This window comes from Candidatus Hydrogenedentota bacterium, assembly GCA_035416745.1.
Classification (GTDB): domain Bacteria; phylum Hydrogenedentota; class Hydrogenedentia; order Hydrogenedentales; family SLHB01; genus UBA2224.
Genome location: DAOLNV010000073.1, coordinates 13,877 through 29,832, shown reverse-complemented (window position 1 = coordinate 29,832; position 15,956 = coordinate 13,877). Strand labels below are relative to the sequence as shown.

The following is a 15,956-nucleotide window of genomic DNA, read 5'->3' as shown; positions in this document are numbered from 1 at the left end:
ATATTTTGAAGGCATTCGGCCGTTCCGTGTAGACTTCAAGGCCTATTCAGATTAGTTTCGCGAAGTTCTGCGAGGGAGTACGATGCCAGACGCCAAGCCGCTGATTGAACCGCGTATATTGAAAGGATTCCAGGATTTTCTGCCTGAAGAGGTCCTGGCCCGAAAGGCCGTGGTCGATGTTTGCGAGTCCGTCTTTCGCAAGTACGGTTTCGTGCCGCTGCAGACGCCTGCTCTCGAGTATCTCGAAACGTTGCTCGGAACCGGCGGTGAAGAGACCAATAAGGAGCTCTTCCGCCTCGAGACGCCCGAGGGCGAACCCGTCGCCATGCGTTTCGACCAGACCGTCCCGTTCGCGCGCATGATGGCTCAATATCCCGACAAATTGAAGGCGCCGTTCCGCAGGTACGCAATCGGGCCCGTGTGGCGCGGCGACCGTCCGGGGCCCGGGCGTTTTCGCGAGTTCACCCAGATCGATATCGACGCGGCGGGCTCGGATTCCGTCGCCGTGGATGCCGAAATCATCGCCGTCGTTTGCGAGATCATGGTGAGACTCGGGGCTAGCGATTTCTGCGTGCTGGTCAACAACCGCAAGCTGATTGACGCGTTGCTCGAGGGGTGCGGAATCAGGGATGGGGCCAAGGGAAAGCATGTCCTGCGGGTGATCGACAAGCTCGACAAGGTGGGCGTAGACAATATCCGGCTGGAGCTGGGCAAGGGGCGTATTGATGATTCGGGGGATCCCATCCCGGGCGCGCACCTGGACGACAAGACCATCGACGCCATCCTGTCGTTTATTGCCATCAAAGGAGATTCGCGCGCGGAGGTAGTGGAGAAGATGCGCGAGGCTCTGCCGGTCAGCGAGCGATCAACCCAGTCCCTCGAAGAGATGACCCAACTGGCGGCGTGCCTCGACGCCTTGGGCGTGCCCGTGGCGCAGGCCCGGTTCGCGCCAAGTCTCGCCCGAGGACTTGATTACTACACCGGCCCGGTCTATGAAATCGCCATCGCGGAAGGCCGGTTCGGGTCCGTGGGCGGCGGCGGGCGTTACGACGGACTGGTATCGCGGTTCCTCGAACGCAGCATTGCCTGCGCGGGGATTGCGTTTGGCCTGGACCGGCTCATGGCGGCCCTCGAGTTCCTCGGGATAGCGCCGCGCATCTCAGCACAGTCCCAGGTGCTGGTGGCGTTCGTGGGGCGCGTGGCCGAGGCCGAGCTGCTCAAGGTCGCCAAAGAGTTGCGCGACGCCGGACTGCGCGCCGAGGTCTATTTCGGCAACAAACGCGGAATGAAACACCAGCTTGCCCACGCTGATCGCTGTCAGATTCCGGTAGCCGTCATCGTGGGTGAAGACGAACTGGCGAAGGGCCTGGTCTCGATCAAGGACCTCCTCGCGGGGAAGGATCAGCGCGAAGACATCGCCGACCACGACGCCTACCGTAAAGCGGGAAGAACCGCGCAAGTAACGGTTCCGCGGAGCGAGATGATCACGACCATTCGAGAGATGCTCGGAAACGAATAGCCGGCGAAACACGGGAGGGTTTGAATATGACCGGCCGGGAACGTGTGCTGGCGATGATCGAAGGGCGCGAAGTCGACCACTTGCCGCTGATGCCAATCACCATGATGTTCGCGGCGGACCTGATGGGGGTGAAGTACGGCAAGTATGCCTCAAACCATGACGTGCTGGCGGAAGCCCAGAGCCGCGTCGCCGAAGCCTTCGGGTTTGATTTTGTGTCGGCCATTTCAGACCCGGCGCGCGAAGCTGCCGATTGTGGCGCGGCCATCGAGTGGTTCGAGGATCAGCCTCCGGCAGTGGACGAGAGCCACGCCCTGTTGCAGCGCCCGGAGGATCTCGCCAGGCTCTCGATACCGGACCCGCTGGGCGGCGGGCGCATGCACGACCGGGTCAAAGGCGTCGCGCTGTTGAAAAAGCGCGTGGGGAATGAACGGATTGTCGAAGGCTGGGTCGAGGGTCCCGTCGCCGAAGCGGCCGACTTGCGCGGAATCAACCATATCATGATGGATTTCTTTGAGCGGCCTGAGTTTGTGCGTGACCTCTTTGATTTCATAATCGAGATGGAATTGGCTTTCGCGCAGGCACAGAAAGACGCCGGGGCCGAGCTGATGGGTGTGGGCGATGCCGCGGCTTCGCTGGTAGGACCACAGATTTACGAGGAATTCGTCTGGCCCGCCGAGAAGCGCCTCGTAGACGGCCTTCACGCCATGGGCCTCAAGGTGCGGCTGCACATCTGCGGCGATACCCGCGCCATCCTGAAGGGGATGGGACGGCTGGGCTGCGACATCGTCGATCTCGACTTCCTGGCGCCCGCTGCCCAGGGCCGTGCCGCGATGGGTCCGGACCAAGTCATCCTGGGCAACCTCGATCCTGTGCGCTGCTTGCGCGACGGGAGCCCCGAGAGCGTCCGAGAGGCCATCGCGAGATGCCACAGGGAAGCCGGCGCCCGCTTCATCGTCAGCGCGGGCTGCGAGGTCGTGCGGGATACCCCCCGCGAAAACCTCCGCGCCCTCTGCGAATATGCGCGTGAGACGAAGTAGGAATTTCGGGGACACAATACTCAATTATGACCATGAATGGTCAAAACACTTATGGCAGATAGTGCGCGCGAATTCCCAATTGAGTATTGTGTCCCCGAAATTAGCATTTTTCGCGGTGTTCGAACCGGGTCTCGATGTATTTGTCAATAATCTCGCGGAAGCCGCTTGCCAATTCCTGGGGAGAGCCTTTGAGTCCCGCGACTTTCTCGCCGTCCACATATACAGGGCAAACGGGGCTTTCCCCCGAACCGGGCAGGCTGATGCCGATGTTGGCGGCCTTGGATTCGCCGGGTCCGTTGACGACACATCCCATGACCGCCAGCTTGAGGGTTTCGATGCCTTTGTAACGTTTTCGCCATTCGGGAAGGCGTTTTTTGACGTAGGCCTCGGTCTGCTCGGCGAGTTCCTGGAACGTGGTGCTGGTGGTTCGTCCGCAGCCGGGGCATGATGTAATGCTCGGCGCAAACGACCGGAGTCCCAGCGCCTGAAGTAGTTCGCAGCAGGCGTAGACTTCCTCGCGCCGATCGCTCCCGGGACGGGGCGTGAGCGACACGCGAATCGTGTCGCCTATGCCCTCGCATAAGAGTGGGGCCATCGCGGCGGCGGACCAGACGAGCCCTTTGGCCCCCATGCCGGCTTCGGTCAGGCCAAGGTGTAGCGGCTGGTCCGTCTTCGAGGATAGTTCACGGTACAAGTTGATGAGGTATACGGGCGTAGACGTCTTGCACGAAATGACGATCTGATCATGTCGCAGCCCGGCATCGAGTGCGAGTTGGGTGGACTCGAGAGCCGAGAGGATCATGCACTCGTTCATCACCTCATCGGAAGGCTTGCCCAGCTGCTTGTCGGTGTTCTCCTGCATCTTGTGGATAACCAGTTCGGGGTTCAGCGAGCCAATATTGACCCCGATGCGCACGGGCTTGCCGTTATCGGCCGCAATCTTGCAGATAGTCTCAAAATTGGCGTCCCGGCTCGCCCCTTTGCCGGTGTTGCCGGGATTGATGCGGTATTTGTCCAGAGCTTTCGCGCACTCGGGGCACTGTGCCAACAGCTTGTGGCCGTTGTAGTGAAAATCGCCGACAATCGGGGTGGTATATCCGGCATCTCGGATGTGCCGGACAATTTCGGCGACAGCTTCCGCGGCTTTGGGAACGTTGACGGTGACCCGGACCAGCTCGGAACCCGCGTCGGCAAGTTCCATGATTTGTTTCGCGGTAGATTGCGGGTCGGCCGTATCGGTGTTGGTCATGGACTGCACGACGACCGGCGCGCCCCCGCCCACCTTTACATTGCCCACCATGACGCCGATGGTTTCCCGCCGTTTCGCCACTGCCATAGATGATAATCCTCTCGAAAACGCCCGTCTCGCGTGATCGGTCCCGGGCGCTGATTTTAACCGGCTGTAACCACACTGGTCGCGCGATCATAGCGCATCGGGAAGGCAGAAGCGAGCGCTTGCGACGCTTAGACATCCTCTCCCGCGGGACAGCGGTTGCAGCGGCGGCACGCTTCGATGGCTCCGTGCAGCGCAGTGACCCGGATGAGCCCGGTCAAGCGCGTGTGCCCGTCTTCAAACCCGATCCTCGCGGCGGTACAGGCATTGTTGAGCCCGCCCGCCGCCGCACCTCTCAGTACGGCGCAGGCAGCCTGTACGGCAAACAAGTGTTTGAGTGCAAGGAAGGCCTCCGCATCGCTTTGAGGCCGGCAGTATTCGAGCAGTTCCTCCGGACTCGTGTCCGCGATCTCGTCCAAGGTTCTGCCCGTCAGCATGGAATCAAGAAACGACTCAGCGCCCACAGCACGCCCGCAGGCGCGTTTATGAAGGACATACGAGGCCAGCCGGTCATCGGCATCGAAGACAACCTCGACGCGTTCGCTGATGTCGTTGCAGGGCATGGTCTATCTTCACGCGTTTGTTACGCGCCGTTTTGGAACGCTTTCTCGATCTTGGCCGCCAGGATGAAATCGTTCAGGGTGAGGCCGCCGGCCTTGTGGGTCCACACCGTTACCTTGACCTTGCCATACGTTAACAGGATGTCGGGATGATGGCCCTGAGCCCGGGCGATGCGGGCCACCTCGTTTGTGAAGTCCACAGCGGGGGCAAATCCTTCGAACCCATACTCCCGCTCAAGATGGTGCTCTCCGACAAGGCGCCAGTCCCCGTCGAGTTTGCGCATCAAAGCTTCAAGTTGACGGCTTTCCAGGGCTGGCACCTCGCCCTTGCACGGTTTGCATTCCTGCGCCGCCAATCCCTCAAGTTCTTCCGGCATGATGTCATATCCTTCCAGCCTTTGACACAAAACCCTGTAACCATAGACACCGGCGAAGAGGTGTATATTCCCTCAAGCATTTTCGCCTAGCCCCCAAATCGCCGAATAACACGACGATTGGGGAAACTCACACAGAGGCACAAAGGACGCGGAGGAAATGGAGCGCCCGCCGAAGCGAAATCTGCTCAATGTCTGCGTTTATGATGCGGGGAATGCCGTCCCTCATCAGCGCCTCGCCGAAGTTGAGTAAATAGCCGAGTCTGACACCCATCAACCGCAGATAGGTCAACACCGGTTTACGGTGCGCCTTTGCGACCTTCTCCGCGGATTTGAGTTCCACAAGAACGGTTATCCTCCACGATGAGGTTTACACGAAACCCTTTATCGAACCGGAGCCCGCGAAGCTCGATGGGGATGGGAATTTGCCGTGCTGCGCGCAGACCCCGGGCCTCCAAATCCTGCGCAAGAACACCTTCGTGCACTGTTTCCAACGGCCCGGGACCCGTCTCTCGCTGAAGCGCCACCGCGCAATCCACAATGATGCTTCCTACCTCATTTTGTTTCGGAGGATTCCATCTTCGTGTTCCCTGTGTCTCCGTGTGAGTTTATTCCTGTCTTTATGGAGACAATAAGGTCCCTCCAGCGAGGGCTTTCTTATCCGGCGATTGGGGCGGGCCGACACCAGTTGACATGCCACGCAATCAGAGGCACCATTAGAGAACACGTGTTTCGCATCAGGCGCCACCGGAGGAAGCAGAACATGCTGAGAATCATTCACGCTATAGCGCTGATTCTTGTGCCTATCGTCACAGCCGCCGCACAAGAGCAAAACATCGAGATCTACCGCGTATGCGGATCAGAGATCCCGGGCATTTACAAACACCCCGCCTCAATCACTCAGTTAGACAACGGAGACCTCTTTCTTGCGTACTATGGCGGCTCGGACGAATACGGCGACGATACCGCGGTCTACGGCATGCGCCAAAAGAAAGGGGAACCATGGTGGTCGCCGCCCGCGGTCATCGCTGATACGCCGGACCGCGGCGAGGGCAACCCTGTCGTCTGGCAAGGCCCCGGCGGGGTGGTCTGGCTCTTCTACGTCAACCGGTACGGCGAAACCTGGAGCAACGCCCGCGTGAAGGGAAAAATCTCGACCGACGGCGCCCAGACATGGTCGGACTCCTTCATGCTGACTTTCGAAGAAGGAACCATGGTGCGGGGGCGTCCCGAACTCCTCAAGAACGGCGACTTCTTGTTGCCCATGTACTACGAGACCGGCGAAGACCGGGAACGTACCGCTCCCACGACCTCGAGCTTCTTCATGCGCTATAACCACGAGACCAAAACGTGGACTGAAACGAACCGCATCAAGTCCGAGCGGGGCAACCTGCAGCCCCAAGTCGAGCAACTCGACGACCAATACCTCGTCTGCTACATCCGCCGGGGCGGGGGCTTCGAACCCGACGAAACCGGTTACATCCTCAGAAGCGAATCACATGACGGCGGATTAACCTGGAGCGACGCCAAAGACACCGAATTCCCCAATCCTAACGCGGCAGTCGATTTCCTTCGCCTCAAGAACGGGCATCTCCTGCTGACGTATAACGACTCCATGAATCAGCGGTCGCCCTTGACCGTGGCCATCTCCACCGATAACGATAAGACATACCCCTACCGGCGCGACATTGCCGGCGGCGACAATACGTTCGCTTATCCCTACGCCATCCAGACCGACGACGAAAAAATCCATATCATCTACACCACCAACAACCGCACCACAATCATGCACGCGGTCTTCGACGAGAAAGCGATACTCGACCACGAATGGCAGTCCTGACTTTTGGATGCGATTCACCCCCCCGGCCGGCATGTCCGGCCCCCTACCCTCTCCCCGAGGAGAGGGAAGGGAGAGGGCTCCCTTCCTGCGGTCACTTCAGAAGCCGGGAATTCGTGAAGCAAATTCGGCGCAGATTTGACGGTTTTTGAGGGCTCGGCTATCATACGCGCCGTTGACCGGGGGCATTCGTACGCCACGGAACATCAAACTCTCCCTTTCTTTACGGAAGTGACGCGCACGAGGAGCGCCTGGATCGTGTTAAGCGACCTGGAAATTGCACAAGCAACGCCGCTGAAACGTATCGGCGACTTTGCGGCAGCGTGGGGCATTCAGGATGACGAACTCGAGCCTTACGGCCACTACAAGGCCAAGGTGCACCTCGGGGCTATCGAACGGCTCAGCCACAAGCCCAACGGCAAGTACATCGACGTTACGGCCATCACCCCTACTCCTCTGGGCGAAGGCAAGACGGTCACGACGATCGGCCTGAGCCTGGCTCTTAACAAGCTCGGTAAGCGCTCGTTTGCCTGTCTTCGCCAACCTTCCATGGGTCCCACCTTCGGAATCAAGGGCGGCGCCGCGGGTGGCGGCCGCGCACAGGTTGTCCCCATGGAGGAATTCAATCTTCATCTGACCGGCGACATCCACGCGGTCGAGATCGCGCACAACCTCCTGGCCGCGATGATCGACAACCACCTGCACCAGGGTAACGCCCTCGGAATCAACCCCTATGCCGTGACGTGGCGCCGCGTGGTCGACGTGTCTGACCGCGCCCTGCGCAATATCGTGATCGGGCTGGGCGGCAAATCTAACGGCGTACCGCGCGAGTCCGGTTTCGACATCACGGTGGCCAGCGAATTGATGGCTCTCCTTGCCCTCACCGATGGGCTGCGCGATTTGCGGAAACGCATCGGCAGCGTCGTTATCGGCCAGGACAATAGCGGCGCCCCCTTGACGGCCGACGATTTGCAGGCGGCAGGGGCCATGACCGTTCTCCTGCGAGAAGCCCTCATGCCTACCCTCATGCAAACCACGGAGAACACCCCCGTGCTCGTGCATACGGGACCGTTCGCCAACATCGCGCACGGCAACAGCTCGATCATTGCCGACCGCCTCGCACTGAAACTCAGCGACTACGTCGTGACCGAGAGCGGCTTCGGCGTCGACATGGGGGCCGAGAAATTTGTCAACATCAAGTGCCGGTACAGCGGGCTGAAACCGGACGCGATGGTGGTGGTCGCGACCATTCGCGCACTGAAGATGCACAGCGGCGATTTCACCATCCGCCCCGGAAAACCCTTCGATCCGGGATTGCGCGAGGAGAACCTTGACGCCATCCGCCGGGGCGCGGGCAACCTGGCCAAGCAAATCGAGAACGTGGCCGTGTTCGGCGTGCCCTGCGTGGTCGCCATCAACCGGTTTCCGACGGATACCGCGGCGGAGATCCAACTGGTGGGAGACGCCGCACTCGAAGCAGGCGCACGGTCGGTTGCCGTCAGCGATGTCCACGCGCACGGTGGTGAAGGAGGCCTCGAACTGGCCGAAAAAGTCGTCGAAGCCGCCGAGTCCGGAGACGCGGACCTCCGCTACCTCTACCCGGCCGGCGCAGGTATCAAGGAGAAGCTCGACGCGGTCGCAACGACAATGTATGGCGCCGACGGGGTGGATTATGAACCTGCCGCGGAGAAGGATATCGCGTGGATCACGGACAATGGGTTCGGCCATCTGCCCCTGTGCGTGGCAAAAACGCAACTGTCGCTTTCCCACAATCCGGCGCTCAAAGGGCGTCCCACGGGATTCCGCGTACCGGTGCGGCAAGTCCGGTTGGCGGCGGGAGCGGGCTTCATCATTCCTTACTGCGGAGACATCATTATGATGCCGGGGTTGCCCTCCATTCCGGGAGCTACCCGCGTGGACATCGACGACAGGGGAAAGATCGCCGGATTGTTTTGATTCGTTGTGCCGGAAAACAGGGATTGACGCACCCGTAACGACGTGAAGACGTGTCTGCCCCGGCTTTCCGGCCATAAGGCTCAAGGAGAAGAAATCATGCCCAAGACCGCGAAGCTCATTGATGGGAAGAAGATCGCCGCTCAGATCCGCGCCGAAGTCAAAACGGAAGTGGACGCGCTGAAGAAAAAGGGTATCACCCCGGGGTTAGCCGTGGTGATCGTCGGCGACGACCCCGCCAGTCACGTCTACGTCCGCGGAAAAGCGCGCGCGTGCGAGGAACTGGGCATGAACTCGTTCGTGCACCAACTGCCCGCAAACGCCACCGAACGCCGCGTCCTCAATCTGGTCCGCAAGCTCAACGAAGACCCGAAAGTGCACGCATTCCTGGTTCAGTCGCCGCTTCCCAAACACATGGACGAAAACAAGGTCGTCACCGCGATCGACCCGGAAAAAGATGCTGACGGGTTCCACCCCGTAAACGTGGGTAAGCTGCTGATCGGCGAGCCGGCCATGATGCCCTGTACGCCTCATGGATGCCAGGAATTGTTGAACCGCACGGGGAATAGTCCCGAAGGCAAACACGTGGTCATCGTGGGACGCTCGAATATCGTGGGCAAACCCCTCGCGGCGCTGCTTATTCAGAAAGCCAAGGGAGCCAACGCGACGGTGACCATCTGCCATTCACGAACCAGGAAACTCGCTTCCATCACCAAGCAGGCCGATATCCTCGTTGCGGCCATGGGCGTGCCCGAATTCATCAAGGGGCACATGATCAAAGATGGCGCCGTCGTGATTGACGTCGGCGTGAACCGCGTCGAAGATGCGGCCAGCCCCAAAGGCTACCGGCTTGTTGGCGACGTCGATTTCAAAGCGGCATGCAGGAAAGCCCGCGCCATTACGCCCGTGCCCGGCGGGGTGGGTCCCATGACCATCGCGATGCTCATGAAGAATGCCGTGCTCGCGGCCAAACGTGCTGCAGAATAACCTTTGCCGGGAAGATGCGTCTTTCCGCGCACGGACACGGCAGCCGGCTTTGTATCACCCGTTGCTGGCCAGGCCGAGCGTTTCGGCGAAGCGGCGGAAGAAGCCTATCCCGCCGCTGGAAGCCGCCTCTCGCTGACTGATGACGCGGTCGGCCAACGTCTCGATAGCTTTGCTTGCCGGAGCCGCCGGATACTTCACCATAAAAGGCACCGCCTGCATGACCCCATGCGACACATGCGGGTCGCGCGGGACATATCCCAGATAATGCAGTTTGTGACCGAGGTACTGCTGGGACACCGTTATCAGCTTTCCTGCGACGGCCCGCCCCTGCTGGTCGTTTGTCGCCATGTTGACAATCAACCTGAACACGGCGTCAGGGCGCATCATTCGAATGGTCTTGATCATGGCGTACGCATCGACGATGGACGATGGTTCCGGGGTGACCACGAGCAGGATCTCGTCCGCGGCGGCGGCAAAACCGGCGGCATTTTGACTGATCCCCGCCATCGTGTCGACAATTATGAAATCCGCATGTTCCTGGAGGCCCTGCAACCCGTCAATAATCCGCTGCCGCGCGTTCGGGCCCAAGTCGGCAAGTTTGGCGATGCCGGAACTGCCCGGAATGATCTTGATGCCCCCGGGCCCCTCCACCAGCACCTCGAGCATCGAACGCTCGCCGTGGATCACGTGTTGCAGGTTGTACAGCGAGTTCAGCCCCAGCAGCACCTCGACGTTCGCCAGTCCAAGATCGGCGTCCAGTACCACGACTTCCTTCTTGCGCATGGCCAACGCGATAGCGAGATTCACGCTGGTGCCCGTCTTTCCAACGCCCCCCTTGCCGCTGGTAACCGCCAAAACGCGCGCCTGCTGCTTGCTGCCCCGAACATATTCACGAAGCTGTTCTGCTTGATCTGCCACTTCGGTCCCTGCCTTCCAGTACGAGGTTTGCCACCATCGCGGGTTCCGCCAACACAATATCATCAGGCACGTTCTGCCCGACACTGAGGTAACTCAACGGCAACCCGGTCTCCATGGCCACCGAATACATTGCCCCAAACCGCCGGGTTTCATCAATCTTTGTAAACACGAGAGACGTCGGCCCGATCCTTCCGAAATTCTCCCAAATGTGCCGCAAATCGTCCAGCGGCGTGTTCGCGGCGGCCGCAAGCAGAATCTCGGACGGCTCGGCGGCCTCCATCATACGCTGCAACTCGTCCAATTGCCCGCAGTTGAACGGACTGCTCCCCGCAGTATCGATCAACACCAGGTCGTACCCGCGAAGCTCCTTGATCGCCGCGCGCATTTCCGCGGGCTCGTTCACGACCTTCATGCGAAGTCCGATAATGTCGGCATACACGCGCAACTGATCCGGAGCAGCCACTCTGTACGTGTCCGCGGTCACAAAGGCTACCTGATGCCGCTCCCTCACGGCAAATTGGGCCGCCAGCTTCGCGAGGGTAGTGGTCTTCCCGACTCCTGTCGGGCCCGCGAGCGCGACCACCGCGCAACCGTCCCGGCCGACCGAAATCCCGCCCTTGACGGCCACCCGCAGGCGCAGCTCCAGACGCAACCGCTCTCGGAGCACGCGCTCGTCGCGAAGGACCCCTACGTTACATCCTTTGACAGTCGCCCCGAGCAACGACGCAGCCAGGCCGGGCGAGACACCCGCTTCGATGAGACGCCGGTAGTGGGGCGCCAACTCGGTCGGCAACCCCGCACTTGAAGAACCGCCCTCCAACACCCGCAACAGTTCCCGCACGTCGTCGCGCGCGGTATCACCATTTGTTCCAGACGGTTTTCCGTGCAGCCGGGTGAAGCGGGACGGCGCGATGGCGGCGTTGCCCTCGGAAGTCAACGCGGACGGCGTTCGACGCTCCGGCCGGGGTTGTTCCTCCCGTTTGAACCGGAAACCATCAGCCAATTTCGTGTGCCGCACAGATGGTTCGCTGCGCGCGGCAGTGTCGAGTGTCACGGGGCGGCGAACAGGCGCGTCCGGGCGTTCTCGCCGCGCCTCAGCACGCGATTGAGTCTTGTTGACCAGTTCGCGGCAGAACTCGACGGTATCCCGCACGCGCTGGTCCGAACCCATCGGAGAATGGGCCTTGTAGCGCCGCTCGACAGGGCTGGGCGGCCGGGAATGCAGCTCGATTCGCCCGCCCGGTTCAGGGGTTGCCGCTGGAGCGCCGGCCACGGTCAGTTCAATCAGAGGCTCTCCGAAAAAGCCGAAGAGCCCGCCCTCCTTCACCTGCGTGGTGCGCAGCACGACCGCCGATTCCCCCAATATCGACCGAACCTGCCGCAACGCCTCTTCGAACGTGGGGGCTCTGAATTTGTGAAAACCCTGCGTTTCTTTATCCATTCACTTGCCCTTCGCTATCGAGCCGCACAGCCGGGTCGATCTCGTTGTACGAAAGCACGACGATACGCGGCAGAAACCGTTCCACAATACGACGGAAATAACGCCGGACCGATGCCGACGTCAGCACGATCGGGTCTTGCCCGCTCAAAACAAGTGGCTGAACCGCCCGCACCGTATTCCGCGCGATCTCGTCCGCCCGCGCGGGCGCAAGCGGTATGTATTCGCCCGTTTCCGACCGCCGGACCGCCTCGAGAATTTCCCGCTCCAACTCGGGCGCCAGCGTGACCAGATGCAGCGCGTTCTGCTCGTCTGCAAACTCCGCGCAGATTTGCCGCGCAAGGGCTTGCCGCGCGTATTCGGTCAACACTTCCGCGTCGCGCGTTCGCGGGCCAAAATCTGCCAGGACCTCAAGTATCGTCTCGAGATTGCGGATCGACACCCGTTCGCGAAGCAGGTTTTGCAGCACTTTCTGGATCTCGCCCAGCGTGAGGATGGTGGGGACCAGTTCCTCGACCACCGTGCTGGCCGACTCGCGCACCACGTTTACGAGGTTCTGCACGTCCTGCCGCGACAACAACTCGGGGGCGTGCGCCGTGATCAGTTCGGTCAGGTGCGTCGCCAGCACGGCCGACGGCTCGACGATGGTATACCCCATGCGCTCGGCGCGGTCGCGGTTCTCGGCGCTCACCCACACCGCCTGGAGGCCAAAGGCCGGCTCGGTCGTCGGGATCCCGGTGATTTCCTCCTCGACGATCCCCGGATTCATGGCCAGGAAATGGTCCGGGACCATCTCATAGCGCGCGATCTCGGCTTCCCGGAGCTTGACGCGGTATTCGTTGGGCCGCAGCCTCATGTTATCAACAATTCGCACGACCGGCACAATGAAACCCATCCTCGTGGCCATCTGCTGGCGGATGATCTGAATGCGGTTGAGAAGGTCGCCTCCCTGTTTCGGATCAGCCAACGCGATCAGCCCGTATCCCAACTCGATTTTCAGCGGGTCGACGGGCAGGAGATGTTCCGCGCGCTCAGGCGCTTTTTCCGGACCGGGTTCCTCTTTCGCCAGCTCGCGAGCTTCCTTGAGCGCCGCTCTCCGGAAAATGGCTTTCCGGGTCTGATACGACAGAATCGCCAGTACGACGCCTACCACCATGAAGGGAATCGTGGGCATGCCGGGCACGACTGCAAACAGCACCAGGAGGCCGGCGGCGATACCGAGCGCCCGGGGATAGGCCCCCAGCTGCGCTCCTATATCCACTCCCAGGTTCTCCTGAGTCGCTGTTCGCGTAACGATGAGACCGGCCGCCATGGATACGATCAACGCGGGAATCTGCGAGACCAGCCCGTCGCCCACCGTGAGCTGGGTATAGATTTGGGCCGCCTCGGACAGTGTGTAGCCCTGCATCAAGACCCCGATGATCAGCCCCCCAATGATATTGACCAGTGTGATAATCACCCCGGCGATGGCGTCGCCGCGCACAAACTTCGTGGCGCCGTCCATGGCCCCGTAGAAATCGGCTTCCTGCTCGATGCGGCGGCGGCGGGACCGGGCCTGGTCTTCCGTGATCAGCCCGGCGTTCAGGTCTGCGTCCACCCCCATTTGCTTGCCGGGCATGGCGTCCAGCGTGAAACGGGCCGCGACCTCCGAGATGCGCGTGGCGCCCCGCGTGATCACCACCAGCTGAATGACGATCAGGATGACGAAGATGATCATCCCGACGATGTAGCTGCCGCTGGTTACGAAACTCCCGAATGCGTTGATGATCGCGCCCGCGTTGGCCTGGCTGAGAATCAGGCGTGTCGCTGCCACGTTCAGACTCAGGCGGAACAGCGTCAGCATCAGCAGCAGCGACGGGAACACGGCAAAATCGACCGGGTGCTGCAGGTAGATTGCGGTCAACAACACAACTACCGAGAGGGAAATATTTATGGCAAGGAGCATGTCGAGCAACGGCGTGGGGATAGGGATCACCAGCACAGCGAGAACGCCCATCACCGCAACAGCCAGGATGATATCCTGGTTGCGGGCGAACGACCACCGCGTCTGCCCCATCTCTTGCGGCACTACCGCCATCTAACGATTCCGTTCCTTTCCTAGCTTGCTGCCCGCTGCCGCCGGAACACGTTCAGGATTCCGGCCCGTTCTCTGATTTTCTCGGCGCGCCGATCGATCTCGAACACAAAGGCCAAGACCTCCGCAACCGCAACAAAGAGGTTCTCGGGCACCGGCTGGCCAACCTCGATCGTTCTATACAGCATTCGGGCCAGTTCAGGCTTCTGCACGATGGGCACGTTGTGCTCCATGGCGATCTCCCGAATGCGTTCCGCCAACAGCCGCGCGCCTTTCGCCGTAACCACCGGCACTTCCATCTCGCGTGCGTTGTACCGCAGCGCGACGGCAAAACGAACGGGGTTCGTCACGACAACGTCCGCTTTTGGCACCTCACGCATCATTCGCTGCATGGCCATCTGCCGCTGGATGTGCCGGATACGTTGCCGTATGCGGGGGTCGCCTTCGATTTCCCTGGCTTCTTCGCGCGCCTCCTGCACAGTCATGCGCAGTTCTTGCAGGTATTGCCAACGCTGATACCCGTAGTCGAGAATGCCCAGCACCAGCATAGCCAGCACCACGCGAAGCCACACCAGCCCGATCAGCGACGCCATAGCGCTCACAATCCCGACCGGCGTAAGGCCGGGCCACGACAGAATGTCCTGCCAGCGGCTGCGAAACGTCGCATAAACGATGAGGCTGATGGCCGCCAGTTTGAAGACCGATTTGGCCAGCTCTACAAGCGAACGCACATTGAAAAACTTCTGGAATCCCGTGAACGGGTTCAGTTTCTCCAAGTTGGGCTTCAGAGCCGCCGGAGCAAACAGAAACCCCACCTGCAGCAGGTTCATGGCCAAACCACCTGCAAGCAGAATCACCATGAACGGAAGCAGGAAACGGGCCATGTGCGCCAATGCGTCCAGCGCAACCCACTGTGGATTATCGAGCTCTCTCACGAGCGTAGTGGTCTCGCCGAAGTAATGGCGCGTTACCGACACCATCCCGGCCGCGATGCCCGAACCAAGGAAGTACAGCGCCAGCAGCGCGACGAACAGCGACCACGCGGAACTCAGATCCTGGCTGCGCGCCACCCTCCCTTCCTCGCGCGCCTTCGTAATCTTGCGCGCGGACGGGGGAAGAACTTTTTCGCCTCCGGTTTGCTCGGGCATGGCTGGTCTACGTTACTCCTCGAACCAACATCGAAACTCCTTGGAACATCTGGTGGAACATGCGATCGAGCAGCTCTATGTAAACCCCTATGAACAGGGCCGTTATCAGAAGAGCCAAGGCGATGGTAAACGGAAAACCGACCACGAAAAGATGTATCTGGGGCACCACCCGTCCCATCAGCCCCATCGTGACGTAGGCAAGCAGCAGCGCCCCCCCCACCGGAGCGGCGATCAACAATCCGTCAACGAACATCAGGCTGCCCCAACGGCTCAGTTGACCCAAGACCTCCGGCCGCATTGTCGCCTCGCCCAGCGGCATGGTCTCGAAAGTGCGCACAATCGCGCGAATCATCAGCAGATGCCCATCGATCGCAAGAAGGTACAGGGCGGCAACGATGTAGAGAAAGAACCCGAATATGGGGACCTGTGTCTCTAAAGCCGGGTTGAACACGTTCATCAGCGAAAACCCGCTCAGCATATCAATCATCTGGCCCGCGACCTGGACCGCCGCGAACACCAGCGTCATGAAAAAACCCATCAGAAGCCCGATGGCGAGCTCGAACGTGGCCGCCAACCCCAGCGTCAAGTAATCATCCCCCAGAGGTTCATGGAGTTGTGCGATCGTTGGAGTGACGAGAAACGCGATCAACGCAGCCAGACCGATTTTCGCCCGCGCCGGAAAGTTTGCCGACCCCAGGACGGGGGCAGACACCATGAGCCCGCTGATGCGTATCATCACCAGCACAAATACTTTGAATACCTCCGCTTCGAATAGCAT

Annotated in this window: 13 protein-coding genes and 1 pseudogene; 5 read left to right on the top strand and 9 right to left on the bottom strand. The window is 60.6% G+C overall.

Annotation, left to right across the window (positions count from 1 at the left end):
• The first annotated feature begins 82 nt into the window (after positions 1-82).
• Positions 83-1,519, top strand: a complete 1,437-nt coding sequence (gene hisS / locus PLJ71_17805) for a histidine--tRNA ligase (GenBank protein HQM50547.1) — start codon at positions 83-85, stop codon at positions 1,517-1,519.
• 26 nt (positions 1,520-1,545) lie between these two features.
• Complete coding sequence (locus tag PLJ71_17800; protein ID HQM50546.1) at positions 1,546-2,556, top strand: uroporphyrinogen decarboxylase family protein; 1,011 nt, start codon at positions 1,546-1,548, stop codon at positions 2,554-2,556.
• 100 nt (positions 2,557-2,656) lie between these two features.
• Here PLJ71_17800 and ispG read toward each other — a convergent pair whose 3' ends face one another.
• The 4 genes and pseudogenes from ispG to PLJ71_17780 form a co-directional block, all read right to left on the bottom strand.
• Positions 2,657-3,892, bottom strand: a complete 1,236-nt coding sequence (gene ispG / locus PLJ71_17795; protein ID HQM50545.1) for a flavodoxin-dependent (E)-4-hydroxy-3-methylbut-2-enyl-diphosphate synthase — start codon at positions 3,890-3,892, stop codon at positions 2,657-2,659.
• 128 nt (positions 3,893-4,020) lie between these two features.
• Entirely contained in the window at positions 4,021-4,452 is a 432-nt protein-coding gene (locus PLJ71_17790) for a hypothetical protein (protein HQM50544.1), read from the bottom strand.
• Between the two features lie 20 nt (positions 4,453-4,472).
• Positions 4,473-4,826 (bottom strand): 4a-hydroxytetrahydrobiopterin dehydratase, encoded by a 354-nt coding sequence (locus PLJ71_17785; GenBank protein ID HQM50543.1) that lies wholly within the window; start codon positions 4,824-4,826, stop codon positions 4,473-4,475.
• Positions 4,827-4,953: 127 nt separating this feature from the next.
• Positions 4,954-5,368, bottom strand: a pseudogene (locus tag PLJ71_17780) (GxxExxY protein).
• 218 nt (positions 5,369-5,586) lie between these two features.
• Between PLJ71_17780 and PLJ71_17775 the strand changes: the two are divergent.
• From PLJ71_17775 to folD, 3 genes are all read left to right on the top strand, one after another.
• On the top strand, positions 5,587-6,663 hold the full coding sequence (locus PLJ71_17775; protein HQM50542.1) for an exo-alpha-sialidase: 1,077 nt from the start codon (positions 5,587-5,589) through the stop codon (positions 6,661-6,663).
• Positions 6,664-6,918: 255 nt separating this feature from the next.
• Positions 6,919-8,616, top strand: a complete 1,698-nt coding sequence (locus tag PLJ71_17770) for a formate--tetrahydrofolate ligase (protein HQM50541.1) — start codon at positions 6,919-6,921, stop codon at positions 8,614-8,616.
• A 96-nt stretch (positions 8,617-8,712) separates the two neighbouring features.
• Positions 8,713-9,600 (top strand): bifunctional methylenetetrahydrofolate dehydrogenase/methenyltetrahydrofolate cyclohydrolase FolD, encoded by an 888-nt coding sequence (folD, locus tag PLJ71_17765; GenBank protein HQM50540.1) that lies wholly within the window; start codon positions 8,713-8,715, stop codon positions 9,598-9,600.
• A gap of 54 nt (positions 9,601-9,654) precedes the next feature.
• Here folD and PLJ71_17760 read toward each other — a convergent pair whose 3' ends face one another.
• Genes PLJ71_17760 through fliR form a run of 5 tightly spaced genes read right to left on the bottom strand, consistent with a single transcriptional unit; the run spans position 9,655 to position 15,956 of the window.
• The gene (locus tag PLJ71_17760) at positions 9,655-10,518 is read right to left on the bottom strand and encodes a P-loop NTPase (GenBank protein HQM50539.1); all 864 of its coding nucleotides are present in this window, start codon (positions 10,516-10,518) and stop codon (positions 9,655-9,657) included.
• Entirely contained in the window at positions 10,490-11,959 is a 1,470-nt protein-coding gene (flhF, locus tag PLJ71_17755; protein ID HQM50538.1) for a flagellar biosynthesis protein FlhF, read from the bottom strand. The genes PLJ71_17760 and flhF overlap by 29 nt, the downstream gene beginning before the upstream one ends.
• Positions 11,952-14,033: a flagellar biosynthesis protein FlhA gene (gene flhA, locus PLJ71_17750; protein ID HQM50537.1), complete on the bottom strand. Its 2,082-nt coding sequence runs from the start codon at positions 14,031-14,033 to the stop codon at positions 11,952-11,954. Before flhA ends, flhF begins: the two co-directional genes overlap by 8 nt.
• A 20-nt stretch (positions 14,034-14,053) precedes the next feature.
• A complete protein-coding gene (gene flhB, locus PLJ71_17745) occupies positions 14,054-15,178 on the bottom strand; it encodes a flagellar biosynthesis protein FlhB (protein HQM50536.1) in 1,125 nt (374 codons plus the stop codon).
• Positions 15,179-15,185: 7 nt separating this feature from the next.
• A complete protein-coding gene (fliR, locus tag PLJ71_17740; GenBank protein HQM50535.1) occupies positions 15,186-15,956 on the bottom strand; it encodes a flagellar biosynthetic protein FliR in 771 nt (256 codons plus the stop codon).